This is a genomic window from Xylophilus sp. ASV27 (assembly GCF_016428875.1).
In the GTDB taxonomy this organism is placed as follows: Bacteria; Pseudomonadota; Gammaproteobacteria; order Burkholderiales; family Burkholderiaceae_C; genus Xylophilus.
Genome location: NZ_JAELTO010000013.1, coordinates 1 through 24,210, shown reverse-complemented (window position 1 = coordinate 24,210; position 24,210 = coordinate 1). Strand labels below are relative to the sequence as shown.

At 69.7% G+C, this 24,210-nt stretch carries 20 protein-coding genes; 15 read left to right on the top strand and 5 right to left on the bottom strand.

Annotation, left to right across the window (positions count from 1 at the left end):
• Positions 1–30: 30 nt before the first annotated feature.
• The 3 genes from JHD63_RS04670 to rpsO all read right to left on the bottom strand — a co-directional run bounded on the left by JHD63_RS04670 (position 31) and on the right by rpsO (position 3,744).
• Positions 31–1,017: an NAD(P)H-quinone oxidoreductase gene (locus JHD63_RS04670; protein ID WP_198969578.1), complete on the bottom strand. Its 987-nt coding sequence runs from the start codon at positions 1,015–1,017 to the stop codon at positions 31–33.
• Positions 1,018–1,117: 100 nt separating this feature from the next.
• Positions 1,118–3,277: a polyribonucleotide nucleotidyltransferase gene (gene pnp, locus JHD63_RS04665; RefSeq protein WP_198969577.1), complete on the bottom strand. Its 2,160-nt coding sequence runs from the start codon at positions 3,275–3,277 to the stop codon at positions 1,118–1,120.
• A gap of 200 nt (positions 3,278–3,477) precedes the next feature.
• Entirely contained in the window at positions 3,478–3,744 is a 267-nt protein-coding gene (gene rpsO / locus JHD63_RS04660) for a 30S ribosomal protein S15 (protein WP_198969576.1), read from the bottom strand.
• A 132-nt stretch (positions 3,745–3,876) separates the two neighbouring features.
• On the opposite strand from rpsO, the gene JHD63_RS04655 reads away from it, so the two are divergent.
• Positions 3,877–4,158, top strand: a complete 282-nt coding sequence (locus JHD63_RS04655; RefSeq protein WP_233167627.1) for a hypothetical protein — start codon at positions 3,877–3,879, stop codon at positions 4,156–4,158.
• A gap of 18 nt (positions 4,159–4,176) precedes the next feature.
• Here the strand turns inward: JHD63_RS04655 and JHD63_RS04650 are convergent, their stop codons facing one another.
• Both JHD63_RS04650 and tsaD read right to left on the bottom strand, forming a co-directional pair.
• Positions 4,177–5,469 carry a branched-chain amino acid ABC transporter substrate-binding protein gene (locus JHD63_RS04650; protein ID WP_198969575.1) on the bottom strand — a complete coding sequence of 431 codons (1,293 nt, stop codon included), beginning with the start codon at positions 5,467–5,469 and terminating at the stop codon, positions 4,177–4,179.
• Positions 5,470–5,481: 12 nt separating this feature from the next.
• A complete protein-coding gene (gene tsaD, locus JHD63_RS04645; protein ID WP_198969574.1) occupies positions 5,482–6,519 on the bottom strand; it encodes a tRNA (adenosine(37)-N6)-threonylcarbamoyltransferase complex transferase subunit TsaD in 1,038 nt (345 codons plus the stop codon).
• A gap of 54 nt (positions 6,520–6,573) precedes the next feature.
• Here tsaD and JHD63_RS04640 point away from each other — a divergent pair, with 54 nt between their 5' ends.
• The 14 genes from JHD63_RS04640 to JHD63_RS04575 all read left to right on the top strand — a co-directional run.
• Positions 6,574–7,827 carry a nitrate regulatory protein gene (locus JHD63_RS04640; RefSeq protein ID WP_198969573.1) on the top strand — a complete coding sequence of 418 codons (1,254 nt, stop codon included), beginning with the start codon at positions 6,574–6,576 and terminating at the stop codon, positions 7,825–7,827.
• A gap of 361 nt (positions 7,828–8,188) precedes the next feature.
• Positions 8,189–9,379, top strand: a complete 1,191-nt coding sequence (locus tag JHD63_RS04635) for a CmpA/NrtA family ABC transporter substrate-binding protein (protein ID WP_233167635.1) — start codon at positions 8,189–8,191, stop codon at positions 9,377–9,379.
• 9 nt (positions 9,380–9,388) lie between these two features.
• The gene (gene ntrB / locus JHD63_RS04630) at positions 9,389–10,321 is read left to right on the top strand and encodes a nitrate ABC transporter permease (protein ID WP_198969571.1); all 933 of its coding nucleotides are present in this window, start codon (positions 9,389–9,391) and stop codon (positions 10,319–10,321) included.
• The gene (locus JHD63_RS04625; RefSeq protein WP_198969570.1) at positions 10,318–11,130 is read left to right on the top strand and encodes an ABC transporter ATP-binding protein; all 813 of its coding nucleotides are present in this window, start codon (positions 10,318–10,320) and stop codon (positions 11,128–11,130) included. The genes ntrB and JHD63_RS04625 overlap by 4 nt, the downstream gene beginning before the upstream one ends.
• Positions 11,131–11,266: 136 nt before the next feature.
• Positions 11,267–12,169, top strand: coding sequence for a pyridoxal kinase PdxY (pdxY, locus tag JHD63_RS04620; protein ID WP_198969569.1), 903 nt, complete (start codon positions 11,267–11,269; stop codon positions 12,167–12,169).
• Positions 12,170–12,423: 254 nt separating this feature from the next.
• Entirely contained in the window at positions 12,424–14,889 is a 2,466-nt protein-coding gene (gene nirB, locus JHD63_RS04615; protein WP_233167625.1) for a nitrite reductase large subunit NirB, read from the top strand.
• 10 nt (positions 14,890–14,899) lie between these two features.
• Entirely contained in the window at positions 14,900–15,289 is a 390-nt protein-coding gene (nirD, locus tag JHD63_RS04610) for a nitrite reductase small subunit NirD (protein ID WP_198969568.1), read from the top strand.
• A 379-nt stretch (positions 15,290–15,668) separates the two neighbouring features.
• Positions 15,669–18,491 (top strand): nitrate reductase, encoded by a 2,823-nt coding sequence (locus tag JHD63_RS04605; protein WP_198969567.1) that lies wholly within the window; start codon positions 15,669–15,671, stop codon positions 18,489–18,491.
• Positions 18,492–18,557: 66 nt separating this feature from the next.
• Positions 18,558–19,490: a DNA-binding protein YbiB gene (gene ybiB / locus JHD63_RS04600; protein ID WP_198969566.1), complete on the top strand. Its 933-nt coding sequence runs from the start codon at positions 18,558–18,560 to the stop codon at positions 19,488–19,490.
• Positions 19,491–19,511: 21 nt separating this feature from the next.
• Entirely contained in the window at positions 19,512–20,315 is an 804-nt protein-coding gene (cobA, locus tag JHD63_RS04595) for a uroporphyrinogen-III C-methyltransferase (RefSeq protein WP_198969565.1), read from the top strand.
• A gap of 133 nt (positions 20,316–20,448) precedes the next feature.
• Positions 20,449–21,687 carry a BaiN/RdsA family NAD(P)/FAD-dependent oxidoreductase gene (locus JHD63_RS04590; RefSeq protein ID WP_198969564.1) on the top strand — a complete coding sequence of 413 codons (1,239 nt, stop codon included), beginning with the start codon at positions 20,449–20,451 and terminating at the stop codon, positions 21,685–21,687.
• A gap of 172 nt (positions 21,688–21,859) precedes the next feature.
• Positions 21,860–22,072 carry a 30S ribosomal protein S21 gene (gene rpsU / locus JHD63_RS04585; protein ID WP_007833691.1) on the top strand — a complete coding sequence of 71 codons (213 nt, stop codon included), beginning with the start codon at positions 21,860–21,862 and terminating at the stop codon, positions 22,070–22,072.
• Positions 22,073–22,181: 109 nt separating this feature from the next.
• Positions 22,182–22,649, top strand: a complete 468-nt coding sequence (locus tag JHD63_RS04580; protein ID WP_198969563.1) for a GatB/YqeY domain-containing protein — start codon at positions 22,182–22,184, stop codon at positions 22,647–22,649.
• Between the two features lie 90 nt (positions 22,650–22,739).
• On the top strand, positions 22,740–24,210 hold a 1,471-nt coding region (locus JHD63_RS04575), incomplete at its 3' end, for a FecR domain-containing protein (RefSeq protein ID WP_198969562.1).

Sequence of the window (24,210 nt, the reverse complement as noted above, 5' to 3'; positions counted from 1 at the left end):
GTCTTCGTTCTTTGGGGGACGGTGCCACCCCTACCAGGTGAGCACGATCTTGCCGACGCGGGCGCCCGACTCCATCAGCGCATGCGCCTGGGCGGCACGCGCGGCCTCGAAGGTGGCGTGGATCACCGGCTTGATGCGGCCGGCCGCCAGCAGGGGCCAGACATGCTCGCGCAGTTCGCGCGCCACCGAAGCCTTGAAGGCCACCGGCCGCGGCCGCAGCGTGCTGCCGGTGATGGTGAGCCGGCGCCGCAGCACCAGCCCGGCGTTGAAGCCGGCCTTGCTGCCGCCCTGCACGGCGATGATGACGATGCGGCCGTCTTCGGCCAGGCATTCGACCTCGCGCGCGACGTAGTCGCCCGCCACCATGTCGAGCACCACGTCCACGCCCTTGCCGCCGGTGAGCTTGCGGGCCTCTTCGGCGAAGTCCTGCGACTTGTAGTTGATCGCATGGTCCGCGCCCAGCCGCAGGCAGGCGGCGCATTTCTCGTCGCTGCCGGCCGTGGCGATGACCGTCGCGCCCATGGCCTTGGCGAGCTGGATGGCGGTCACGCCGATGCCGCTGGTGCCGCCCTGCACCAGCAGGGTTTCGCCGGGCTGCAGGCGGCCGCGCATGAAGACGTTGCTCCAGACGGTGAAGAAGGTCTCGGGCAGCGACGCCGCCTCGATGTCGCTCAGGCCCGCCGGCACCGGCAGGCACTGCCCGACCGGCGCGACCGCGACTTCCGCATAGCCGCCGCCGGCGAGCAGGGCGCAGACCCGGTCGCCGACCTTGAAACCGGCCTCGGCCAGCGCGGCGGCGTCACCGCAATCGATGACGCCGGCGACTTCCAGCCCCGGCACGTCGGACGCGCCGGGCGGCGCCGGATAGTGGCCGGTGCGCTGCAGCACGTCGGGGCGGTTGATGCCGCTGGCCGCGACGCGGATCAGCAGCTCGCCGGCACCGGCGACCGGCTGCGGACGCTCGCGCAGTTGCAGAACCTCTGGCGCCCCAGGGGAAGTGATGTCGACGGCACGCATGGCGTTTCTCTCGCGGTGGATCACATTTCAAGCATGAAATCTGGCTTTAGCCCAGGCAGCGCCTGGGCTTTTAGCTATTATTTCAATAGCAATCGAGGACTCAGCCCTGCTGGCCCGGCGCGACGCCGCCCTGTTGCTGCTGGCCGGCGTCGCCGTAGCCGCCGGCCGGACGGTCGAGCAGCGCCTTCATGGACAGCTTGACGCGGCCCTTCTCGTCGGTCTCGAGCACCTTGACCTTGATGATCTGGCCTTCGGTGAGGAAGTCGGTGACCTTCTCGACGCGCTGGTGCGCGATCTGGCTGATGTGCAGCAGGCCGTCCTTGCCCGGCAGCAGGTTGACGAGGGCGCCGAAGTCCAGGATCTTGACGACCGGGCCTTCGTACACCCTGCCGATCTCCACTTCCGCCGTGATCTGCTCGATGCGGCGCTTGGCTTCGTCAGCCTTGGCGGAATCGGTGGAGGCGATGGTGATGGTGCCGTCTTCCTCGATGTTGATCTGCGTGCCGGTTTCTTCGGTCAGCGCGCGGATGACGGCGCCGCCCTTGCCGATCACGTCGCGGATCTTCTCGGGGTTGATCTTCATGGTGTAGAGCTTGGGCGCGAAGCTGGAGACCTCGGTCTTGGCTTCACCCATGGCTTCCTGCATCTTGCCCAGGATGTGCAGGCGCGCTTCCTTGGCCTGCGCCAGCGCCACCTGCATGATTTCCTTGGTGATGCCCTGGATCTTGATGTCCATCTGCAGCGCGGTGATGCCGGCGTGCGTGCCGGCCACCTTGAAGTCCATGTCGCCCAGGTGATCCTCGTCGCCCAGGATGTCGGTCAGCACGGCGAAGCGGTTGGCGTCCTTGATCAGGCCCATGGCGATACCGGCCACGTGCGCCTTCATGGGCACGCCGGCGTCCATCAGCGACAGGCAGCCGCCGCAGACCGAGGCCATGGAGGAAGAGCCGTTGGACTCGGTGATCTCCGACACCACGCGCATGGTGTAGGGGAACTCGTCCTTGGGCGGCAGCACGGCGGCCAGCGCACGCTTGGCCAGGCGGCCGTGGCCGATTTCACGGCGCTTGGTCGAACCCATGCGGCCCACTTCGCCGGTGGCGAAGGGAGGCATGTTGTAGTGCAGCATGAAGCGGTCTTCGTACTCGCCGGCCAGCGCGTCGATGCGCTGGGCGTCGCGCTCGGTGCCCAGCGTGGTCACGACGAGCGCCTGGGTTTCACCGCGGGTGAACAGGGCCGAGCCGTGGGTGCGCGGCAGCACCGAGTTGCGGATCTCGATCGGGCGCACGGTGCGCGTGTCGCGGCCGTCGATGCGCGGCTCGCCGGCCAGGATCTGGCTGCGCACGATGCGGGCCTCGATGTCGAACAGCAGGCCTTCGACCTTGACGCTGTCGAACGCCACGCCTTCGGCGTTGAGGGCCTCCATCACGCTGGCCGTGGCCTCGCGCAGGGCCTGCGTGCGGGCCTGCTTGTTGCGCAGCTGGTAGGCGGCGCGCAGCTTGTCTTCGGCCAGGGCGTTGACCTTGGCGATCAACGACTCGTCCTTGGCCGGCGGCTGCCAGTCCCAGACCGGCTTGCCGGCCTCGCGCACCAGTTCATGGATGGCGTTGATGGCGATGTTGCCCTGCTCGTGGCCGAACACCACGGCGCCGAGCATCACGTCTTCGCTCAGTTGCTTGGCTTCGGACTCGACCATCAGCACGGCGGACTCGGTGCCGGCGACCACCAGGTCGAGCAGGGAATCCTTGCGCGCGGTCTGGCCCGGGTTGAGCACGTATTCGTTGTTGATGTAGCCCACGCGCGCGGCGCCGATCGGGCCGGCGAACGGGATGCCGGAGATCGCCAGCGCGGCGCTCACGGCGATCATGGCGGCGATGTCGGCATCGACCTCGGGGTTCAGCGACAGGGTGTGGATGACCACGTGCACGTCGTTGAAGAAGCCTTCGGGGAACAGCGGGCGGATCGGGCGGTCGATCAGGCGGCTGGTCAGGGTTTCGTGCTCGCTGGGCTTGGCCTCGCGCTTGAAGAAGCTGCCCGGGATCTTGCCGGCGGCGTAGGTCTTCTCGATGTAATCGACCGTCAGCGGGAAGAAGTCCTGGCCGGACTTGGCGGTCTTGGAGGCGGCCACCGTGGCGAGCACCACCGTGTCGTCGATGTCCACCAGCACGGCGCCGCCGGCCTGGCGGGCGATTTCGCCGGTTTCCATGCGGACCGTGTGCTGGCCCCACTGGAAGGTCTTGGTGACTTTGTTGAAAATGCTCATGGTATTCCTTTGCTCTTCAATTGATAGCAGAATGCCCAGATACTGCCTGGGCTAGAGCCGGATTCAGAACACGATGCCATTCCAGCAAGCCTGCGCCGCAGGGCTCCTGGAATGACACAGCTTCGCTCTGTTTCCCGGCTCCGGAAGTAAAAAACGCCTGAGCTAGCGCGCTAACCCAGGCGTTTCCTATGCGGTACGACTTACTTGCGCAGGCCCAGCTTGGCGATCAGCGCGGTGTAGCGGTCGGCGTCCTTGGACTTGAGGTAGTCCAGCAGCTTGCGGCGGCGGCTCACCATGCGCAGCAGACCGCGACGGCCGTGGTGGTCCTTGGCGTGGGTCTTGAAGTGGGGGGTGAGCTCGTTGATACGGGCGGTCAGCAGGGCGACCTGGACTTCGGGGCTGCCAGTGTCGTTGGCGGCGCGGGCGTTGTCCTTGACGACTTCTGCCTTGATGGAGGATGCGATCATTTCAGTGTTTCCGAGGGTGTTTGACTTGCGAGGCGGGTTGGAAATGCCTGCCACGTGCGCTTGCGAAATGCAAAGCCCGTGGATTATAACGTGGGGCGCCGCCCTGCCCTTGCCCACCCTTGAGGAGCCCCCATGACGCCTGCCTGCCGCCCCGCCCTTCGTCCGCTGTCCTGGCTGCTCGCGGCCGCGCTGCTGGCCGGTGCCGGCCCTCTGCCGGCCTGGGCGGCCAAGAAGGAAGCGCAGGCGGCAAAGGCCGACGGCAGCACCACCCGCAAGGCCAAGCGCCCGCGCGCGACGCATCCCAAGGTGCTGCCCGGCGGCTCGGGCGAGACCACGGCCGAGCGCGAGCGCCGGCTGCTGCGTGAATGCCGCGGGCTGCCCAACGCGGGCGCCTGCCTGGGCCTGGCCTCCTGAATCTGCGCTACGTCTGCGCTACGGCCGCCGCATGCGGCACGTGCTCGGCAGCTCCGCCTGGGCCGCCGGGATGGTGCGGATCACGCGAAACCCGTAGCCCGAACCCTCCACGTCGAACCTCACGCCGGGCGCGCCCTGGCGCTCCATCAGGCCGACCGAGAGGTCCTGCTGGAACTGGTGGTCCGCCGCACGCATGTGCCCGCGCTGGCCGTGCAGGCTGACGCTGGCGGTTTCGAGCTGCCGCGCGACGGCCGCGGCGTCGGTGCTGCCGGCGCGCTCCAGAGCCTGCGCCAGTGCTTCCACCATGAGCTGCGTGCGCATGTGCACATAGTCGTCCGAGGGCTTCGGGTAGCGCTGGCGGAACGACTGGTAGAAGGCCTCGCTCTGCGGCCCCGGCACGTTGGGCAGCCAGTCGGCCACGGCCACCACCCGGCCGACGCCGGCGTCGCCCAGCGCCGCCGGCGCCCCCAGCGCATTGCCATAGAAGGTGTAGAACTTGCCGTCGAAGCCGCTCTCGCGCGCGGCCTTCACCAGCAGCGTCAGGTCATTGCCCCAGTTGCCGGTGATCACCGCCTGCGCGCCGCTGGCGCGGATCTTGGCCGCATAGGGGGCGAAGTCCTTCACGCGGCCCATGGGGTGCAGCTCCTCGCCGACGATCTGCACGTCCGGGCGCTCGGCGGCCAGTTGGCGCCTGGCTTCGCGCAGCACGGCCTGGCCAAAGCTGTAGTCCTGGCCGATCAGGTAGATGCGCCGCAGGGCCTTGTCTTCGCGCAGCACCGACATCAGCGCGCTCATGCGCATGTCGGCATGGGCATCGAAGCGGAAATGCCAGAAGCTGCACTTCTCGTTGGTCAGCGACGGGTCCACCGCCGCGTAGTTCAGGAACAGCACGCGCCGCGCCGGGTCGCGCTGGTTGTGCTTGTCCAGCGCATCGACCAGGGCCGCGGCCACCGCCGACGAATTGCCCTGCATCACCACGCGCGCGCCATCGTCGATGGCCGCACGCAGGGTCGACAGCGCCTCCTCGTTCTGGCCCTTGCTGTCATAGCGCAGCAGCTCCAGCGGATGCATGCCGTCGGACAGCTTCACGCCGCCGCGCGCGTTCACCCGGTCCACGGCCCAGACCAGGTTGCGCAACACCGCCTCGCCGGTATTGGCGAACGGGCCCGACAGGCTCTCGAGCATCGCGATGCGGATCGGTGTCGGGGCTGGCGTGGAAGGCTGCGCGGCCAGCGGGCCGGCGAGGGCCAGGGCGCTCACGAGCAGCGCCGCCCAGCGCCGCTTCAGGGCCGGCGGGAATGACTTTTTCATGCCTCGCACCCTCTACTGCTCCGTCAAGGCATCCAGCGGCCAGCGCGGCTTCACGTCGAAGCTGTAGGCGCGGCTCGGTTCTGCGATGCCGGCCTGCAGCCGCATGGCCGCGGCCATGGCGATCATGGCGCCGTTGTCGGTGCACAGGTGCAGCTCGGGGTAGTGCACGCGCACGCCCTGTCTGGCGCAGGCGGCGTCGAGCTGCTCGCGCAGCCGGCGGTTGGCGCCGACGCCGCCGGCCACCACCAGGCGGCGCAGGCCGGTCTGGCGCAGCGCGGCGAGGGATTTCTTCAGCAGCACCTCGACGATGGCGGCCTGGGTGCTGGCGGCCAGGTCGGCCTTGCGGGCCCCCAGGTCGTCGCCGAGCTTCCTGGCCTGGGTCAGCACGGCGGTCTTCAGGCCGGCAAAGGAGAAGTCGAGGTCGCCGCTGTGCAGCAGCGGGCGCGGCAGCTTGAAGGCGGCCGGGTCGCCCTGCTCGGCCAGGCGCGACAAGGCCGGGCCGCCGGGGTAGCCCAGGCCCATGAGCTTGGCGGACTTGTCGAAGGCCTCGCCGGCGGCGTCGTCCATGGTTTCGCCGAGCATCCGGTACTGCCCGACGGCGTCGACGCGCATCAGTTGCGTGTGGCCGCCGGACACCAGCAGGGCGACGAAGGGAAATTCCGGCGGATCGGCGCTGAGGAAGGGCGACAGCAGGTGCCCCTCGAGGTGGTGGATGCCCAGCACCGGCACGCCCAGCGCGGCCCCCATGGCGCTGGCCACGCCCGCGCCCACCAGCAGCGCCCCGGCCAGCCCCGGGCCGCGGGTGTAGGCGACGAGCCCGGTCTGCCGCAGCACCCGGCCGGCGCTGCGCAGCACCTCGTCGGCCAGGGGCAGCACGCGGCGGATGTGGTCGCGGCTGGCCAACTCGGGCACCACGCCGCCATAGGCCTGGTGCATCTCGATCTGGCTGTGCAGCGCATGCGCCAGCAGGCGCGGCACCGGCCCGGCCATGGTCTCGACCAGGGCCACGCCCGTTTCATCGCAGGAAGATTCAATACCCAATACCAGCATGCGGGCGAGTGTACGGGGGCATCCGAGGCACGGAGCTTGCAGGATACTGCCCCGATGACCTCGGGCCTCGACTTCCTAGCCGCCGCCAAGCAGTGCGAGATCCGCGAGCTGGAGCAGCTCGCGCTGACCAGCGAGCTGGTGCAGCACACGGCCGAGCTGGTGCATGCGCTGCAGAAGGAGCGCGGCCTCAGCAACCTGTACCTGGGCTCGGGAGGCGCGCAGTTCGGCGCGGCGCGCAGCCGGCAGGCGGCGCAGTGCCTGCGGGTGGAGGGCGCGCTGCACCAGGCCTTCGACCGGCTCGATACCGGCGGCGCGCGCATCGGCAACGGCGCGCGGCTGTTCAGCCGCATCGCCTACGTGCTGCACGGTCTGCAGGCGCTGCCGGCCCTGCGCGAGCGCATCGAGGCGCGCGGCCTGGCGCCGGCCGAGGCCACGCAGGCCTTCGTCAAGCTCATTGCCGGGCTGCTGGCGGTGGTGTTCGAGGCGGCCGACAGCGCCACCGACCCGGAGATCTCGCGCCTGCTGGTGGCCCTGTTCCATTTCATGCAGGGCAAGGAGTTTTCCGGCCAGGAGCGCGCCGCCGGCGCCGCTGCCTTCACCAGCGGCCAGGCCGAGGCCGCGCGCCAGCAGCAGTGGCTGCACCTGATCGACTCGCAGGAGCGCTGCTTCAAGGTGTTCACCGAATTTGCCGAGCGCGGCCCGGTGGCGCTGTGGCGGCACTGCCAGGCCGGCGCCGCGCTGGCCGAGCTGGAGCGGCTGCGGCGCGTGGCCTGCACCGCGCCGGTGGGCAGCGCGCTGGACCGGGCGCTGGGCCAGACCTGGTTCGACTGCTGCACCGAGCGCATCGACGCGATGCAGGCGGTCGAGGCGCGTCTGGCGGCCGACCTGCTGGCGCTGTGCGAGCGCAAGATCGCCCAGGCGCGGGTCGACCTGCAGGCCTGCCAGGCGCTGCGCGACACGGCGCCTGCGGCCGGCCTGCCGCCGGGCGCCTTCTTCGACGCCCCGGCCGCCGACGGCCAGGTGCCGGCGCTGGGCCCGCACCTGGAGCGCTCGGTGCTGGAACTGGTGCAGGAGCAGTCGCGCCGGCTGCAGGCCATGGGCGACGAGCTGGCCACCGCGCGCGCCGCGCTCAACGAGCGCAAGCTGGTGGAGCGCGCCAAGGGCGTGCTCATGGCGCACCGCCAGTTGAGCGAGGAAGACGCCTACAAGCTGCTGCGCCAGACCGCCATGAGCCAGAGCCGCCGGCTGGTGGACGTGGCCGAGGCGGTGCTGTCCATGGCCGACTTCCTGCCGACCCGCGCGCGCTGAACAGGATGGTGCAACGCACCATGGCGCAGCCCCAATCTGGGGCTGCCGCGGCCGGCGCGCGCCCGAAGCCCCCGGGTTTTTCATTGGCACGCTTCCTGCGTAAGTCCTGGCGACACCGGGCCAATGGCGGCCTGGTTCAAGGTTTTGTTCTCGATTCCCGGACAACGGCGTCCATTCCCCGCTTGCGCAGGCGCGCATGGGGAATGGGCGCCGTTTCGTTTTACCGCCCCGTTTTTTTGTTTGTCCCACACACAGGAGTTTGAACATGGCGCAGCACCCCACCGAACGCCCCGCCCCCTCGCTGTCGGCCGCCGCCCCGGCGGACGCGTCGCGCCGCGACTTCGTGCGCAAGGGCGCGGCCATGGGCACGGCCGCGCTGTTCTCGACGCTGGGCCACCACGGCGCGTGGGCGGCGGGCTCGGACAAGCCGGAGAAGGAAGAGGTGAAGATCGGCTTCATCCCGCTGACCGACTGCGCCAGCGTGGTCATGGCCTCGGTGCTGGGCATCGACAAGAAGTACGGCGTGAAGATCGTGCCCAGCAAGGAGGCCAGCTGGGCCGGAGTGCGCGACAAGCTGGTCAACGGCGAACTGGACATGTCCCACGTGCTGTATGGCCTGGTCTACGGCGTGCACCTGGGCGTGGGGGGCCCGAAGAAGGACATGGCCGTGCTCATGGGCCTGAACCGCAACGGCCAGGCGATCACGCTGTCTAAGGCGCTGGCCGACAAGGGCGCGGTGGATGGCCCGGCGCTGGCCAAGGTCATGGCGAAGGAAAAGCGCGAATACACCTTCGCCGGCACCTTCCCCACCAGCACCCACACCATGTGGCTGAACTACTGGCTGGCGGCTTCGGGCATCAGCCCGGTGCAGGACGCCAAGGTGATCGTGGTGCCGCCGCCGCAGATGGTGGCCAACATGCGGGTGGGCAACATGGACGGCTTCTGCGTGGGCGAGCCCTGGGGCCAGCGCGCCATCATGGACAGGATCGGCGTCACCGCCATCACCACGCAGGACATCTGGCGCGACCACCCGGAGAAGGTGCTGGGCACGCGCGCCGAGTTCGTCAAGGCCAATCCCAACACCTGCCGCGCCGTGATGATGGCCGTCATGGAGGCCAGCCAGTGGATCGACGCCAGCCTGCAGAACAAGACCCGGATGGCTGCCGTGGTGGCCGAGAAGTCCTACGTCAACACCAGCGTGGACGCGATCAACCAGCGCATCCTCGGCCGCTACGAGAACGGCATGGGCAAGACCTGGGACGACCCCAACCACATGAAGTTCTTCGAAGACGGAGCGGTCAACTTCCCCTACCTGTCAGACGGCATGTGGTTCCTGACCCAGCACAAGCGCTGGGGCCTGATCAAGGAGCACCCGGACTACCTGGCCGTGGCCAGGCAGATCAACCAGATCGACCTGTACAAGGAAGTCGCGGGTGCCATGAAGGTCAGCGTACCCAGGGACCCGATGCGCAGCAGCAAGCTGTTCGACGGCACGGTCTGGGACGGCAAGGACCCGGCCAAGTACGCCGACGGCTTCAAGATCCACGCCTAGGAGCACGCCATGGTCAGCGCGGTATTCCACCAGCCCTACCCCGACGCCGCGCCGGCGACGGCCTTCACTACCAAAACCATAGCTAAAACCCGAGATTCCACCTTGGCTACAGCCATTATTTCTTCAGAAGAACCGACACCGGCCGCACGCCCCGGCCGGGACTGGCGCGGGCTCTGGCTGCGGGTGCTGCCGCCGGTCTTCGGCATCGGCCTGCTGCTGGCGCTGTGGGAAATGGTGTCGGTCTGGACCGCCGCCAGCATCCCCTCGCCGCGCGACACCTGGGCGCAGGCGCTGCAGGTGTTCAGCCACCCGTTCTACCGCAACGGGCCGAACGACCAGGGCGTGGGCTGGAACGTGCTGTCCTCGCTCCAGCGCGTGGCCATGGGCTTCGGGCTGGCGGCGCTGGTGGGCATTCCGGCGGGCTTCCTGATCGGGCGCTTCACCTTCCTGTCGCGCATGTTCAATCCGCTGATCAGCCTGCTGCGGCCGGTGTCGCCGCTGGCCTGGCTGCCGATCGGGCTGCTGGTGTTCAAGGGCGCCAACCCGGCGGCCATCTGGACCATCTTCATCTGCTCGATCTGGCCCATGATCATCAACACCGCCGTGGGCGTGCAGCGCGTGCCGCAGGACTACATGAACGTGGCGCGCGTGCTGAACCTGTCGGAACTCAAGATCATGACCAAGATCCTGTTCCCCGCCGTGCTGCCCTACATGCTCACCGGCGTGCGCCTGGCGGTGGGCACGGCCTGGCTGGTGATCGTCGCGGCCGAGATGCTCACCGGCGGCGTGGGCATCGGCTTCTGGGTCTGGGACGAGTGGAACAACCTCAACGTCAAGAACATCATCATCGCCATCTTCGTCATCGGCATCGTCGGCCTGCTGCTGGAGATGGTGCTGATCAAGCTGGCCACCGCATTCACGTTCGAGGAGGTGAAGTCATGAGCACCGCACTGCCCAAGTTCATCGAGATCCAGAACGTCGAGCAGACCTTCCGCACGCCCAAGGGCAGCTTCCCGGCGCTGCGCGACATCCGGCTGACCGTGGCCAAGGGCGAATTCATCGCGCTGATCGGCCACTCGGGCTGCGGCAAGTCCACGCTGCTGAACCTGATCGCCGGCCTGACCACGCCCACCGCCGGCACGCTGATCTGCGCCAACCGCGAGATCCGTGGCCCCGGCCCGGAGCGCGCGGTGGTGTTCCAGAACCATTCGCTGCTGCCCTGGCTGACCTGCTTCGAGAACGTCTACCTGGCGGTGGAGCGGGTGTTCTCGGCCACTGAATCCAAAGCCCGGCTCAAGGCCCGCACCGAGGCCGCGCTGGCGCTGGTCGGCCTGGTCGCCGCCGCGCAGAAGCGCCCCGGCGAGATCTCCGGCGGCATGAAACAGCGCGTGGGCATTGCCCGCGCCCTGTCGATGGAGCCGCAGGTGCTGCTGATGGACGAGCCCTTCGGCGCGCTCGACGCCCTGACCCGCGCCCGGCTGCAGGACGAGCTGCTGGCCATCGTCGCCAAAACCCGCAGCACCGTGGTCATGGTGACCCACGACGTGGACGAGGCGGTGCTGCTGTCCGACCGCATCGTGATGATGACCAACGGGCCCGCCGCCACCATCGGCGAGATCCTGGCGGTGGACCTGCCGCGCCCGCGCGACCGCGTGGCGCTGGCCGAAGACCCGCGCTACCTGCAGGCGCGCAAGGCGGTGATCGACTTCCTCTACACGCGCCAGGCGCATGTGGAGAAGACGGCGGCCTGACGCAGTTTTGCTACAAATTAAATAGCACACAGCCCAGGTGATTCCTGGGCCACAGGCACTTTTCGTTCAAATCCCGCAGCGGAGGCGGGTGCTGCGCGTACGATCGGCGTTCCCCGCCTTCAGCAACCGCACCACCATGACCCCGCTCCCGCCCCCGGCCGACGCGCCGCTCGTCCTCACCATCCAGTCGCATGTGGCCTACGGGCACGTGGGCAATGCGGCGGCGGTGCTGCCGCTGCAGTTGCTGGGCATCACGCCGGTGGTGGTGAACACGGTGCAGTTCTCCAACCACACGGGCTATGGCGAATTCAAGGGCCAGGTGTTCACGCCCGCGCACATCGAGGACGTGCTCGACGGCCTGCGCGCCCGCGGAGTCCTGGCGCGCTGCGCCGCGGTGCTGTCGGGCTACCTGGGCGACGCCGGCGTGGGCGAGGCCATCCTGTCGGCCGTGCAGGAGATCCGCGCCAGCCAGCCGGGCCTGCTCTACCTGTGCGACCCGGTGATGGGCGACGTCGGCCGCGGCGTCTTCGTGCGGCCGGGCATCCCGGAATTCCTGCGGCGCCGCGCGCTGGCGCAGGCCAACATCGTCACGCCGAACCAGTACGAGTTCGAACTGCTGCTGGGCGAGCCGGTCCGCTCGGTGGACGGCGCCGTGGCCGCCGCGCGCAGCCTGCTGGGCAGCACACCCGGTACCGGGCCGTCGCTGGTGGTGGTGACCAGCCTGCGCACGCCGGACCTGCCCGCAGAGCGCCTGACCACGCTCGCCGTGACCGCCGCCGAGGCCTGGCGGGTGCAGACGCCCTTCATCGACCTGCAGCCCCTGCCCAACGGCATGGGCGACGTGTTCTCGGCGATCCTGCTGGGCCACCTGCTGGGCGGCGCGGCCATCCCCGCGGCAGTATCGGGCGCGGTCAGCAGCCTGTACGCGCTGGTGGCGCGCACCACGCCCGGCCGGCGCGACCTGCCGCTGGTGGCCTGCCGCGCGCAGATCGTGCAGCCGGCCGAGCACTTCGCGGCCGAGGCCTGGCCGCCGCGCTGAACGCACCATCTTCAGGCGGGTGCAGTACGCCTTTGCGCACCAAGGGCGCGCAGCGCTACCCGCAAAGCGGACCTCCCGGCCTTGCGCCGCGTGGCACAACTTTTGCATAACTCCCCGCATGGGTTTCCCGCTGCAATGGCGCGGCAGGAAGCCTCAGGACAAAGGCGTCCGCATGCCGCACCGGCTTCAAAGCTGGTGTCGGGACATGCGGACGCCTTTTTGCGTTTCTGGCTGCCCCCACGGAGAAAACCGCCATGGACATGCGCGTGAAAAAGCAGAAGCTGGTGCTGATCGGCAACGGAATGGCCGGCGTGCGCACGCTCGAAGAGCTGCTCAAGATCGACCCGGAGCGGTACGACATCACCGTCTTCGGCGCCGAGCCGCACCCCAACTACAACCGCATCCTGCTGTCGCCGGTGCTCGCGGGCGAGCAGACGGTGGACGAGATCATCCTCAACCCATGGAGCTGGTACGAAGAGCACCAGATCACGGTGCACGCCGGCAGGAAGGTGGTGGAGGTGGATCGCGCGCGCCGCCTCGTGCGCGCCGACGACGGCACCGAGGCGCCCTACGACCGCCTGCTGCTGTGCACCGGCTCCAACCCCTTCATGCTGCCGGTGCCGGGCAAGGACCTGGCGGGCGTGGTCGCCTACCGCGACATTGCCGACACCCACGCCATGATCGAGGCCGCCAGGACGCACCGGCACGCGGTGGTGATCGGCGGCGGGCTGCTGGGCCTGGAGGCGGCCAACGGCCTGATGCTGCGCGGCATGGACGTGACGGTAGTGCACGTCAACGACTGGCTGATGGAGCGCCAGTTGGACGAGGTGGCCGGCGGCCTGCTGCGCAAGTCGCTGGAGGAACGTGGCCTGAAGTTCCTGCTCAAGGCGCAGACGCAGGAGCTGCTGGGCCACGAACACGGCCGCGTGCGCGCGGTGCGCTTCAAGGATGGCCGGGAGCTGCCGGCCGACCTGGTGGTAATGGCCGTGGGCATACGCCCCAACGTCGAGCTGGCCGAGAAGATGCGCCTGCACTGCAACCGCGGCATCGTCGTCACCGACACCCTGCAGACGGTGACCGACGCGCGCATCTACGCGGTGGGCGAATGCGCGGCGCACCGCGGCATCGCCTACGGCCTGGTGGCGCCGCTGTTCGAGCAGGCCAAGGTGGCGGCCAACCACCTGGCGCAGATGGGCATCGGCCGCTACCTGGGCTCGCGCACCTCGACCAAGCTCAAGGTCACCGGCATCGACCTGTTTTCCGCCGGCGAATTCATGGGCGGCGAAGGCACGGAGGAGATCGTGATGAGCGACCCCTTCGGCGGCGTCTACAAGAAGCTGGTGATCAAGGACGACAAGCTGGTGGGCGCCTGCCTGTATGGCGACACGGTGGACGGCAGCTGGTATTTCAAGCTGCTGCGCGAGGGCCGCAGCGTGCATGACATCCGCGACAAGCTGATGTTCGGCGAATCCCACCTGGGCGACGCCGGCCACCAGGGCCAGAGCAAGGCCGCCGCCATGGCCGACACGGACGAGGTCTGCGGCTGCAACGGCGTGACCAAGGGCACGATCTGCAAGGCCATTCAAGAGAAAGGCCTGTTCACGCTCGACGAGGTCAAGAAGCACACCAAGGCCAGCGCCAGCTGCGGCTCCTGCACCGGGCTGGTGGAGCAGATCCTGATGTTCACCGCCGGCGGCGACTACTCCGCCACGCCCAAGAATAAGGCGCTGTGCGGCTGTACCGAGCGCAGCCACCAGGAGGTGCGCGAGGCGATCCGCAACGCGCACCTGACGAAGATCGCCGACGTCTACCGCGCCCTCGGCTGGAAGACGCCCAACGGCTGCGCGAGTTGCCGCCCGGCGCTCAACTACTACCTGATCAGCACCTGGCCCAAGGAGGCGCGGGACGACCCGCAGAGCCGCTTCATCAACGAGCGCAGCCACGCCAACATCCAGAAGGACGGCACCTACTCCGTCATCCCGCGCATGTGGGGCGGCACCACCACGCCGGCCGACCTGCGCCGCATCGCCGACGTGGCCGACAAATACGCCATTCCCACCGTCAAGGTCACCGGCGGCCAGCGCATCGACCTGCTCGGCGTGAAGAAGGAAGACCTGCCGGCCGTCTGGAAGGACCTGGACATGCCCAGCGGCTTTGCCTATGCCAAGTCGCTGCGCACCGTGAAGACCTGCGTGGGCAGCGAGTGGTGCCGCTTCGGCACGCAGGACAGCACGCAGATGGGCCAGGACCTGGAGCGCGCGCTGTGGGCCATGTACGCGCCGCACAAGGTCAAGCTCGCCGTCAGCGGCTGCCCGCGCAACTGCGCCGAATCCGGCATCAAGGACGTCGGCATCATCGGCGTCGATTCGGGCTGGGAGATCTACGTCGGCGGCAACGGCGGCATCAAGACCGAGGTGGCGCACTTCTTCGTCAAGGTGAAAACGGCCGAAGAGGTGATGGAGTACGCCGGCGCCTTCCTGCAGCTCTACCGCGAAGAGGGCTGGTACCTGGAGCGCACGGTGCACTACATCGGCCGTGTGGGCCTGGACTACGTGAAAAAGAAGATCCTGGAGGACGAAGCCGGCCGCAAGGCCCTGTGGGAGCGGCTGCAGTTCTCGCTCGACGGCGCGCCCGACCCCTGGCGGGAGTCGTCCAGGGCTGCGGTTGATACACGCCAGTTCGCGCCGGTGATCCCCATTGCGGTCGCCACCCACGCCTGAGAGGAGCACCATGAGCCAATGGACCCCCATCTGCCGCGTCGAGGACATCCCCGTCCTCGGCTCCCGCCGTGTTGCCCGCCCGCAGGGCGTGGATGTGGCGGTGTTTCGCAATGACCAGGACCAGGTGTTTGCTCTGCTGGACCGTTGTCCGCACAAGGGCGGGCCTTTGAGTCAGGGGATCGTGTTTGGCACCAGCGTGGCGTGTCCGTTGCATAACTGGACTATTGGCCTGGAGGATGGGAGTGCCAAGTCGCCTGACGAGGGGTGCACCCCTCGGTTCTCTGTGCTGGTTTCTGACGGGGTGGTGCACCTGGATTCTGCTGAGCTTGCGTCGCTGGGGCTGGGGTTGGAGCGGCCCGTGGCGGGGCCTGTTCGCCGGGCGCTGGTGGTTGCGGATTGAGCTCTGCGCGTCATGGGTTTCTTTTCTTTGCAAACGGCGGAAGTGGGGCGTGCGCCGCCCCACTCCAGCCTAAGCCGGCGCAGTCGGATCGCGGTGATCTTCACGCCGCAAGCCGGAGTGCGCGCGCCTTCTCCCCTGCCCGCCTTGCCGGCGGCCTCTGGCCGCCGCCCGGCCCCTCGACCCACCCCCACCCAAACTGTCGCCCTCACAGCAACCGACCCCTCTCTTCCCAGGCCGAGCACAGCGACGGCCCGAAAAATTCTCCCGGCTTCACGCTTTTCTTTGGTGACTTTCTTTCAGCGGAAAGAAAGTTACCGCCGGTGTGGGGCGGCGCAAGCCCCACTTCCGCCCTCGGCAACGAGCAAGAAGTAGGCAGGAAATGAAGCAAACCAAATCCACCTGCCCCTACTGCGGCGTAGGCTGCGGCGTCATCATCGAATCCAGCGGCGCCCAGATCACAGGCGTAAAAGGCGATCCCACCCACCCCGCCAACTTCGGCCGCCTCTGCACCAAGGGCTCCACCCTTCACCTCACCGCCACAGCCGAAGTGACGATGCAAACGCGGCTGCTGCACCCCACGCTGCGCGCAAACCGTGGCGAAGCACCGCAGGCCGTGGCATGGGACACAGCCCTGAACCTGGCAGCAGACCGCTTCGCCAGCATCATCCAAACCCACGGCCCGGACGCAGTGGGTTTCTACCTCTCAGGCCAGCTCCTGACCGAGGACTACTACGTCTTCAACAAGCTCGCCAAGGGCCTGATCGGCACCAACAACGTCGACACCAACTCGCGCCTGTGCATGAGCAGCGCCGTGGCCGGCTACAAGCAGACGCTCGGCGCCGACGCGCCCCCCGCATGCTACGACGACGTGAACCACGCCCAGTGCCTGTTCATCACCGGCAGCAACACCGCCTGGGCGCACCCCATCCTGTTCCGCCGCATCGAAGACGCGCGCGCCGCCAACCCGACCATGAAGATCGTGGTGGTGGACCCGCGCCGCACCGACACCGCCAGCTTGGCCGACCTGCACCTCGCCATCCAGCCCGGCACCGACGTGCTGCTGTACCACGGCATGCTGCACCTGATGCTGTGGGAGGGCTGGACCAACGCCGCCTACATCGCCGCCCACACCAGCGGCTTCGACGCGCTGAAGGCGCTGGTACGCGACGCCACGCCCGATGCGGTGGCGCAGACCTGCGGCATCCCGAAGGAACAGATCCTGGAAGCGGCACGGCTGTTTGCCACCTCGGCCGCCACGCTGAGCCTCTACTGCATGGGCCAGAACCAGTCCAGCAGCGGCACGGCCAAGAACACGGCGCTGATCGGCTTGCACCTGGCCACGGGGCAGATCGGCCGGCCGGGCGCGGGGCCGTTCTCGCTCACCGGCCAGCCCAATGCCATGGGCGGGCGCGAGGTCGGCGGCATGGCCAATCTGCTGTCGGCGCACCGCGACCTGGGCAACCCGCAGCACCGGGCCGAGGTCGCCGCGCTGTGGGGCGTGGCCGACGTGCCGGCGCAGCCGGGCAAGACCGCGATCGAGATGTTCCAGGCCGCGGCCGATGGCGAGATCCGCGCGCTGTGGATCTCCTGCACCAACCCCGCGCAGTCCATGCCCGACCAGGCCACGGTGCGCCGCGCGCTCGACCGATGCGAGTTCGTGGTGCTGCAGGAGGCCTTCGCCACCACCGCCACCTGCGCCTATGCCGACCTGCTGCTGCCCGCCAGCACCTGGGGCGAGAAGGTGGGCACCGTCACCAACAGCGAGCGCCGCATCAGCCGCGTGCGAGCGGCCGTGCCCGCGCCCGGCACGGCGCGCCACGACTGGACCGCCGCCACCGACTTCGGCCGGCGCCTGGCCGCGCGCCTGCCCGGCGCGCCGCAGCACCTGTTCCCCTACGCGCTGGACGTGGCGGCCGGCGCCGAGGCGATCTGGACCGAGCACCGCGACAGCACCCGGGGCCGCGACCTGGACATCACCGGCCTGAGCTGGCCGCTGCTCGACAGCGCCGGCCCGCAGCAGTGGCCCTTCCCTGCCGCCGGCGCGCCCAAGGCGCGGCTCTATGAAGATGGCGTATTCGCCACGGCCGATGGCCGCGCCCGCTTCGTCGCCACGCCCTACCGCCCGGTGGCAGAGCCGCGCGATGCGCGCTACCCGTTCGCGCTAACCACCGGCCGCCTGCGCGACCAGTGGCACGGCATGAGCCGCACCGGCACGCTGGGCCGGCTGTTCGCGCACGTGGCCGAGCCCGCGGTGCAGATGCACCCGGGCGACATGGCGCGCCGCAGGATCGAAGCGGGCGAGCTGGTGCGCCTGACGTCGCGCCGCGGCTCCATCGTGCTGCCGGTGCAGGCGTCGGAGGACGTGGGCGCGGCCCAGGCCTTCGTCGCCATGCACTGGGGCGAGGAATTCCTCTCCGGCCAATCGGCCACCGGCGAGCGGCTGGCCGGCATCAATGCCATCACGCTGCCGGCCTATTGCCCCGACTCGAAGCAGCCGGAGCTGAAACACACCGCGGTGAAGATCGCCAAGGCCGAACTGCCCTGGACCCTGCTGGCCATGGCCTGGCTGCCCGATGCGCAGGCGCAGGCCACGCGCGCGGCGCTGCGCGCGCTGATGGCGCAGTGGCCCTTTGCCAGTTGCGTGCCCTTCTCCAACAACGCGCCGCTGGCCGCGCCGCAGGACGAGCGCAGCGGCGTGCTGTTTCGCGCCGCGGCGCACGAGGCGCCGCCCGAGGCGCTGCTGGCGCAGATCGAGGCCCTGCTGGGCCTGGCCGCGCCCGAGGTGCTGCGCTACGCCGATCGCCGCCGTGGCCGGCGCCGCGCCGTGCGCCTGCGCCGCGCCGGCGCCGATACCCGGGTAGACGGTTTCCTGCTGGCCGGCGACACCCGCGCCGAAGCCTGGCTGCGCACCCTGCTGCAGGAAGAGCTGCCGGCGCAGAGCTACGGCCGGCTGCTGCTCGTGCCCAGCGCGACGGCGCCGGTAGCGGTGGCCGCGCGCGGCCAGCAGGTATGCACCTGCTTCAACGTGGCCGAGCCGGCCATTCGGGCTTTCCTGGGCGGCTGCGCAGGCACCGACGACGCGCGGCTGGCAGCCCTGCAAGGCGCACTGCAATGCGGCACCAACTGCGGCTCCTGCATCCCGGCGCTGCGCCGGGTGGTGCGGGCCACACCAGTGGCCGCGCCGGCGTCATTCACCATATAGCCGGAAGTGGGAAACGATCTTCGACAATCGCGGATTCCCCACATCGACGCAGCAGAACGAACCGGCATGGGCATCAGCCACTACATCAAGGAAATAGGCCGCGGCGCGCGGGGCGCCAGGCCGCTGGACCGCGCCCAGGCGGCCGATCTGTTTGGCCAGGTGCTCGACGGCAGCGTCACCGACCTGGAGGTCGGCGCCTTCTGCCTGGCCATGCGCATCAAGGGCGAAACGCCCGAGGAACTGGCCGGCTTCCTGGACGCCACCGCCGCGCGCAGTAACCGCCTTCCGGCCGGCGGCGGGCCGGTGGTGGTGCTGCCCAGCTACAACGGCGCGCGCCGCCTGCCAGTGCTCACGCCCTTGCTGGCGTTGCTGCTGGCGCGCGAGGGCCTGCCGGTGCTGGTGCACGGCGCGGCCACCGAATCCAGGCGCGTGCTGGCCTCGGATGTACTGGCGGCACTGGGCATCGCGCCGCTGGCCGCCTTGCGCGCACTCGCGGCGGGCGAAGTCGCCTTCGCGCCCACCGCCCTGCTCTGCCCCGGCCTGCAGCGCCTGCTGGACGTGCGCCGCGTGGTCGGACTGCGCAACCCGGCGCACAGCGTGGTGAAGATCATGAACCCCTGCAACGGCCCGGCCGTGCTGGTCAGCAGCTACACCCACGCGCCCTATGCGCAAGCCATGGGCGCGGTGTTCGAGCTGACCGGCGCCACCGCCCTGCTGTCGCGCGGCCTGGAGGGCGAAGTCGTCGCCGACCCGCGCCGCACGCCCGAGATGACCGGCTTCCTCCACGGCCAGCGCCAGACGCTGCAGGAGCAGCAGCCCGGCACCCTGGCCACGCTGCCCGGACTGCCCGAGGACATCGGCGTGGATGCCACCGCCGCCTACACCCGCGCCGTGCTGGATGGCATCTACGCAGTGCCGGATGCGATCGCGCGGCAGTTGGCCCATATCCTGCAACTAGCCCAGGCGCAGGCAAGCCCGGCCTTGCGGCGCAGCGCCTGAGCCCCCCGGAACGACATCACGATGAACACCCCGACCTCCACCCCCTCCCTGCCGCGCATGGCACCGGGCAGTTGCACCCTCGTCGGCGCCGGACCGGGCGACCCGGAACTGCTCACCCTCAAGGCCTTGAAGGCGATCCAGGCCGCCACCGTGCTGCTGGTGGACGACCTGGTGAGCGACGCCATCGTGGCCCACGCCGCGCCCGGCGCGCGCATCGTCCACGTCGGCAAGCGCGGCGGCTGCAAGAGCACGCCGCAGGCCTTCATCGAGAAGCTGATGCTCATGGCCGTGCGCGACGGCGAGCGCGTGGTGCGACTCAAGGGCGGCGACCCTTTCATCTTCGGCCGCGGCGGCGAAGAGGTGGAGCACCTGCGCGCCGCCGGCGTGCAGGTCGAGGTGATCAACGGCATCACCTCGGGCCTTGCGGCGGTGACCTCGCTCGGCTTGCCGCTGACGCACCGCGAACACGCGCACGGCGTGGTCTTCGTCACCGGCCACGCCCGGCCCGGCAGCAGCGGCACCGACTGGCGCGCCCTGGCCGCCACGGCGCGCGACGCCCGGCTGACGCTGGTGATCTACATGGGCGTATCAGGAGCAGAGCGCATACAGCAAGAACTGCTGACCGGCCTGCCCGCCAGCACGCCCGTGGCCATCATCCAGAACGCCAGCCTGCCGACGCAGCGCCAGGCGCTCTCCACGCTCGACCGGCTGCACGCCACCATCGTCGAGCAGCAACTCGCCAGCCCCTCGGTGGTGGTGGTGGGCGACGTGCTGCGGGGTGTGGAAGCCGCATGCGGCGACGGTCTGCTCTTGAAGCTCGCCTGAGAACCGGCCCGGCAGCCGGGCCTGGGACGGCGCGGTCCTTCCTCCCTTCCTGAACCAACCAGTGGCCAGCACAACCATTGACGCCCTCGCGGCTGGGCGACAATCGGCGGCTTTGCCCGCCGCATCCCCGCCCGTGTCCCCTCCCAACTTCGACGCCATCATTTCCGGTGCCGGCGCAGCCGGCCTGTTCTGCGCCGGCGTGGCGGCGCAGCGCGGCCTGCGCGTGCTGCTGATCGACCACGCCGACAAGCTGGCCGAGAAGATCCGCATCTCCGGCGGCGGCCGCTGCAACTTCACCAACCGCGAGCTGGACCCGGCCGCACCGCAGCGCCACTTCCTGGGGCAGAACCCGCATTTCTGCCGCTCGGCGCTGGCACGCTACACGCCGCAGGACTTCATCGGCCTGGTGCAGCGCCATGGCATTGCCTTCCACGAGAAGCACAAGGGCCAGCTGTTCTGCGACCGCTCGGCCGAAGACATCATCACCATGCTGCTGGCCGAATGCGCCGGCGGCGCGGCCGGCGGCAGCGTCGAACGCTGGCAGCCCTGCCGCATCGAGGCGGTGCGCTTCTCCGATGCCGACGGCGGCCACTACGCGCTCGACACCGCCAACGGCCCGGCGCGCGCGCCGCAACTGGTGCTGGCCACCGGCGGGCTGTCCATCCCCAAGATAGGCGCCAGCGACTTCGGCACCCGGGTGGCGCGCCAGTTCGGCCTGCGCACGGTGGAGCAGCGGCCCGGACTGGTGCCGCTCACCTTCGACGGAGCGCACTGGGCGCCCTATGCGGGGCTGGCCGGACTGGCGCTGCCGGTGCGGGTGGCGACCGGCACGAAGAAGGCGCGCATGGAATTCCACGAAGACCTGCTGTTCACCCACCGCGGCCTGTCGGGCCCGGCGGTGCTGCAGATCTCCAGCTACTGGCAGGACGGCGCCGCGCTGCAGTTGGATTTCGCCCCCGGCACCGAGGTGGCCGCCTGGCTCGCCGAGGCCAAGGCGCGTTCGCGCAGGCGCGTGGACAACGAACTCGCCGCCCTGGTGCCCGCGCGCCTGGCCGACGCCTGGACGGCCCACGACGCCGCGCTGCAGCGCCCGATCAACGAAGCGCCGGACAAGGCCCTGGCGGCGCTGGCAGAGCGCATACAGCGCTGGCAGATCGTGCCCACCGGCAGCGAGGGCTACCGCAAGGCCGAGGTGACACTGGGCGGCGTCGACACGCGCGACCTGTCGCAGCAGACCATGGAGTCGAAACAGCCCGGGCTCTACTGCATCGGCGAGGTGGTGGACGTCACCGGCTGGCTGGGCGGCTACAACTTCCAGTGGGCCTGGGCCAGCGCGCACGCCTGCGGGCAGGCCCTGCGCCACGCCGCGTGACTTGCGAACGCCGCAGATGTTGCAAACCTGGCATCGGAACACGGTATAATTTTGGGCTTTGCTGGCAAACCCCGTCGGCCAATACTAGTTACAGACGGGGAATCGCCGCGTACGGTGCCCAGGCCCGATCTCCTGGTTACCCTCTGCCGGCATATTCGGAACACATTACGTAATGACGACCATCCGTGTAAAAGAGAACGAGCCCTTTGACGTGGCTCTCCGCCGCTTCAAGCGCACCATCGAAAAGCTCGGCCTTCTGACCGACCTGCGCGCCCGCGAGTTCTACGAGAAGCCCACCGCCGAGCGCAAGCGCAAGAAGGCCGCGGCCGTCAAGCGCCACTACAAGCGCGTGCGCAGCATGCAGCTTCCCAAGAAGCTGTACTGACCCGCAGGCGAAGGCGCAGGCCTTCCCGACCCAAACCCGCGCTCGGGACGCCAGGCGCGGGTTTTTGCGTTTGCGCTCCCATTTCCATTTGCTCACCAGGAGACCTTCCATGGCACTCAAGGACCAGATCACCGACGACATGAAGAGCGCCATGCGCGCCAAGGACAGCGAGCGCCTGGGCACCATCCGCCTGCTGCTGGCCGCCCTCAAGCAGAAGGAAGTGGACGAGCGCGTGGCGCTGGACGACGCCGCCGTCGTCGCCGTGGTCGACAAGCTGATCAAGCAGCGCAAGGACTCCATCACCGCCTTCCAGCAGGCCGGCCGCACCGACCTGGCCGACAAGGAGTCCGCCGAACTCCTGGTGCTGCAGGCCTACCTGCCGGCCCGCCTGAGCGCCGACGAGGTGGCCGCCGAAGTGCGCGCCGTCGTGGCCGACCTGCAGGCCGAACTGGGCCGCGCGCCCACGCCGGCCGACATGGGCAAGCTCATGGGCGCAGCCAAGGCCCGCCTGGCGGGCAAGGCCGAGATGGGCCAGGTCTCGGCGGCCGTCAAGGCCGCTCTCTCGAATCCCGGGTAAATCCTTGGCCGGTTTACCGGCGCTTGCAAAAACCCGCGCGATCGCGCCGCGCGGCGTTAACTTCGGGGCCTCTGGAACGTTCTAGCCCCTATGCCCGCCTATCTTCCACTCCTTCGCGTCTGCGCTGCGCGCCTGCTGGCCGCCATTGCCGCGTTGCTGCTGGGCGGCGCCCTGGCCCTGGCGCAGGAGGCCGCGCCGGTGGACCCGCCCACGCGCATCGCGCGCTTCGACAGCATCAGCGGCGGCGCCCGGCAACAGAGCGCCGCCGACGGCCAGACCCGCGCGGCCGACCCGAACTGGCCCATTGCTGCGGGCGACCGCGTCTGGACCGACCCGGCCGCGCGTGCCGTGGTGGACGCCGGGGGCGCCTCGCTGCGCCTGGATGGCGGCACCGCGATCGCATTCACCGCCCTCGACGACGGCGCGGCGCAGATCCAGTTGACGCAAGGCACGCTCGGCGTGCGCCTGTACGGCACCGACCCGAACCAGCGCTACGAGATCGACACCCCGAACCTGGCCCTGGTGCTGGTGCGCCCGGGCACCTACCGGCTCGACGTGGATCCGTCGCAGGGCCTCACCCGGGTGTCGGTGCTGCCCGGCGCCAGCGCAATCGCCTATGGCGAGAGCGGGCAGTCGCTCGCGATGGAAGGCGGCCAGCGGCGCGACTTCGTCGGCCGCGGGCTCGGCTCGCCGGGCCTGCTCCACGGAATTGCCGGCGACACCTTCGATGGCTGGCAGGCCGACCTGGACCGCGCCGCCGACCTGTCGGTGTCGGCGGGCTATGTCTCGCGCGACCTGCCGGGCTATCAATTGCTGGACAACTACGGCGACTGGCAGAACGACGACAGCTACGGCGCCGTCTGGTTCCCGCGTACGGTGGTCGGCAACTGGGCGCCCTACCGCTATGGCCACTGGGAGTGGATCGCCCCCTGGGGCTGGACCTGGATCGACGACGCGCCCTGGGGCTTCACGCCCTTCCACTATGGCCGCTGGGCCCAGTTCGGCGGCCGCTGGGGCTGGGTGCCGGGCCGGCCGGTGTCGCGGCCGGTGTATGCGCCCGCGCTGGTGGGCTTCATCGGCGTGGGCGGCGGCACGGTGGCCATGGGCTCGGGGCGCCCGGGCGTGGCCTGGTTCCCGCTGGCGCCGGGCGAACGCTGGCGGCCGGCCTTCCGCGCCAGCCCCGGCTACCTGGAGCGCCTGAACCGCGCGGGCCAGGTGCGCGAGCATGGCGACCAGTACCAGTTCCAGTCGCGCCCCGCCGCCGTCACCGCGCTGCCGGCCGACAGCTTCGGCAGCCGCGGCCGCGGCCAGCGACTGCAGATGGAGGCGCTGACCGCCGCCGCCCTCGCCCACGCGCGCCCCGTGGCGCCCCCTTCAGCCTGTCTCTTATACACATCTCCGAGCCCACGAGACCGTACAGGAAATCTCGTATGGCGTCTTCTGCTTGAAAAGGGGGGGGGGGGGGGGGGGGGGGGGGGGGGGGGGGGGGGGGGGGGGGGGGGGGGGGGGGGGGGGGGGGGGGGGGGGGGGGGGGGGGGGGGGGGGGGGGGGGGGGGGGGGG

Coding starts and splice junctions, on each gene's coding strand:
- rpsU (WP_007833691.1), top strand. CDS start 21,860: ATGACGACCATCCGTGTAAAAGAGAACGAGCCCTTTGACGTGGCTCTC.
- JHD63_RS04655 (WP_233167627.1), top strand. CDS start 3,877: ATGACGCCTGCCTGCCGCCCCGCCCTTCGTCCGCTGTCCTGGCTGCTC.
- ntrB (WP_198969571.1), top strand. CDS start 9,389: ATGGTCAGCGCGGTATTCCACCAGCCCTACCCCGACGCCGCGCCGGCG.
- cobA (WP_198969565.1), top strand. CDS start 19,512: ATGAACACCCCGACCTCCACCCCCTCCCTGCCGCGCATGGCACCGGGC.
- nirB (WP_233167625.1), top strand. CDS start 12,424: ATGGACATGCGCGTGAAAAAGCAGAAGCTGGTGCTGATCGGCAACGGA.
- pdxY (WP_198969569.1), top strand. CDS start 11,267: ATGACCCCGCTCCCGCCCCCGGCCGACGCGCCGCTCGTCCTCACCATC.
- tsaD (WP_198969574.1), bottom strand. CDS start 6,519: ATGCTGGTATTGGGTATTGAATCTTCCTGCGATGAAACGGGCGTGGCC.
- JHD63_RS04670 (WP_198969578.1), bottom strand. CDS start 1,017: ATGCGTGCCGTCGACATCACTTCCCCTGGGGCGCCAGAGGTTCTGCAA.
- JHD63_RS04625 (WP_198969570.1), top strand. CDS start 10,318: ATGAGCACCGCACTGCCCAAGTTCATCGAGATCCAGAACGTCGAGCAG.
- rpsO (WP_198969576.1), bottom strand. CDS start 3,744: ATGATCGCATCCTCCATCAAGGCAGAAGTCGTCAAGGACAACGCCCGC.
- pnp (WP_198969577.1), bottom strand. CDS start 3,277: ATGAGCATTTTCAACAAAGTCACCAAGACCTTCCAGTGGGGCCAGCAC.
- JHD63_RS04580 (WP_198969563.1), top strand. CDS start 22,182: ATGGCACTCAAGGACCAGATCACCGACGACATGAAGAGCGCCATGCGC.
- ybiB (WP_198969566.1), top strand. CDS start 18,558: ATGGGCATCAGCCACTACATCAAGGAAATAGGCCGCGGCGCGCGGGGC.
- JHD63_RS04605 (WP_198969567.1), top strand. CDS start 15,669: ATGAAGCAAACCAAATCCACCTGCCCCTACTGCGGCGTAGGCTGCGGC.
- JHD63_RS04640 (WP_198969573.1), top strand. CDS start 6,574: ATGACCTCGGGCCTCGACTTCCTAGCCGCCGCCAAGCAGTGCGAGATC.
- nirD (WP_198969568.1), top strand. CDS start 14,900: ATGAGCCAATGGACCCCCATCTGCCGCGTCGAGGACATCCCCGTCCTC.
- JHD63_RS04650 (WP_198969575.1), bottom strand. CDS start 5,469: ATGAAAAAGTCATTCCCGCCGGCCCTGAAGCGGCGCTGGGCGGCGCTG.
- JHD63_RS04635 (WP_233167635.1), top strand. CDS start 8,189: ATGGGCACGGCCGCGCTGTTCTCGACGCTGGGCCACCACGGCGCGTGG.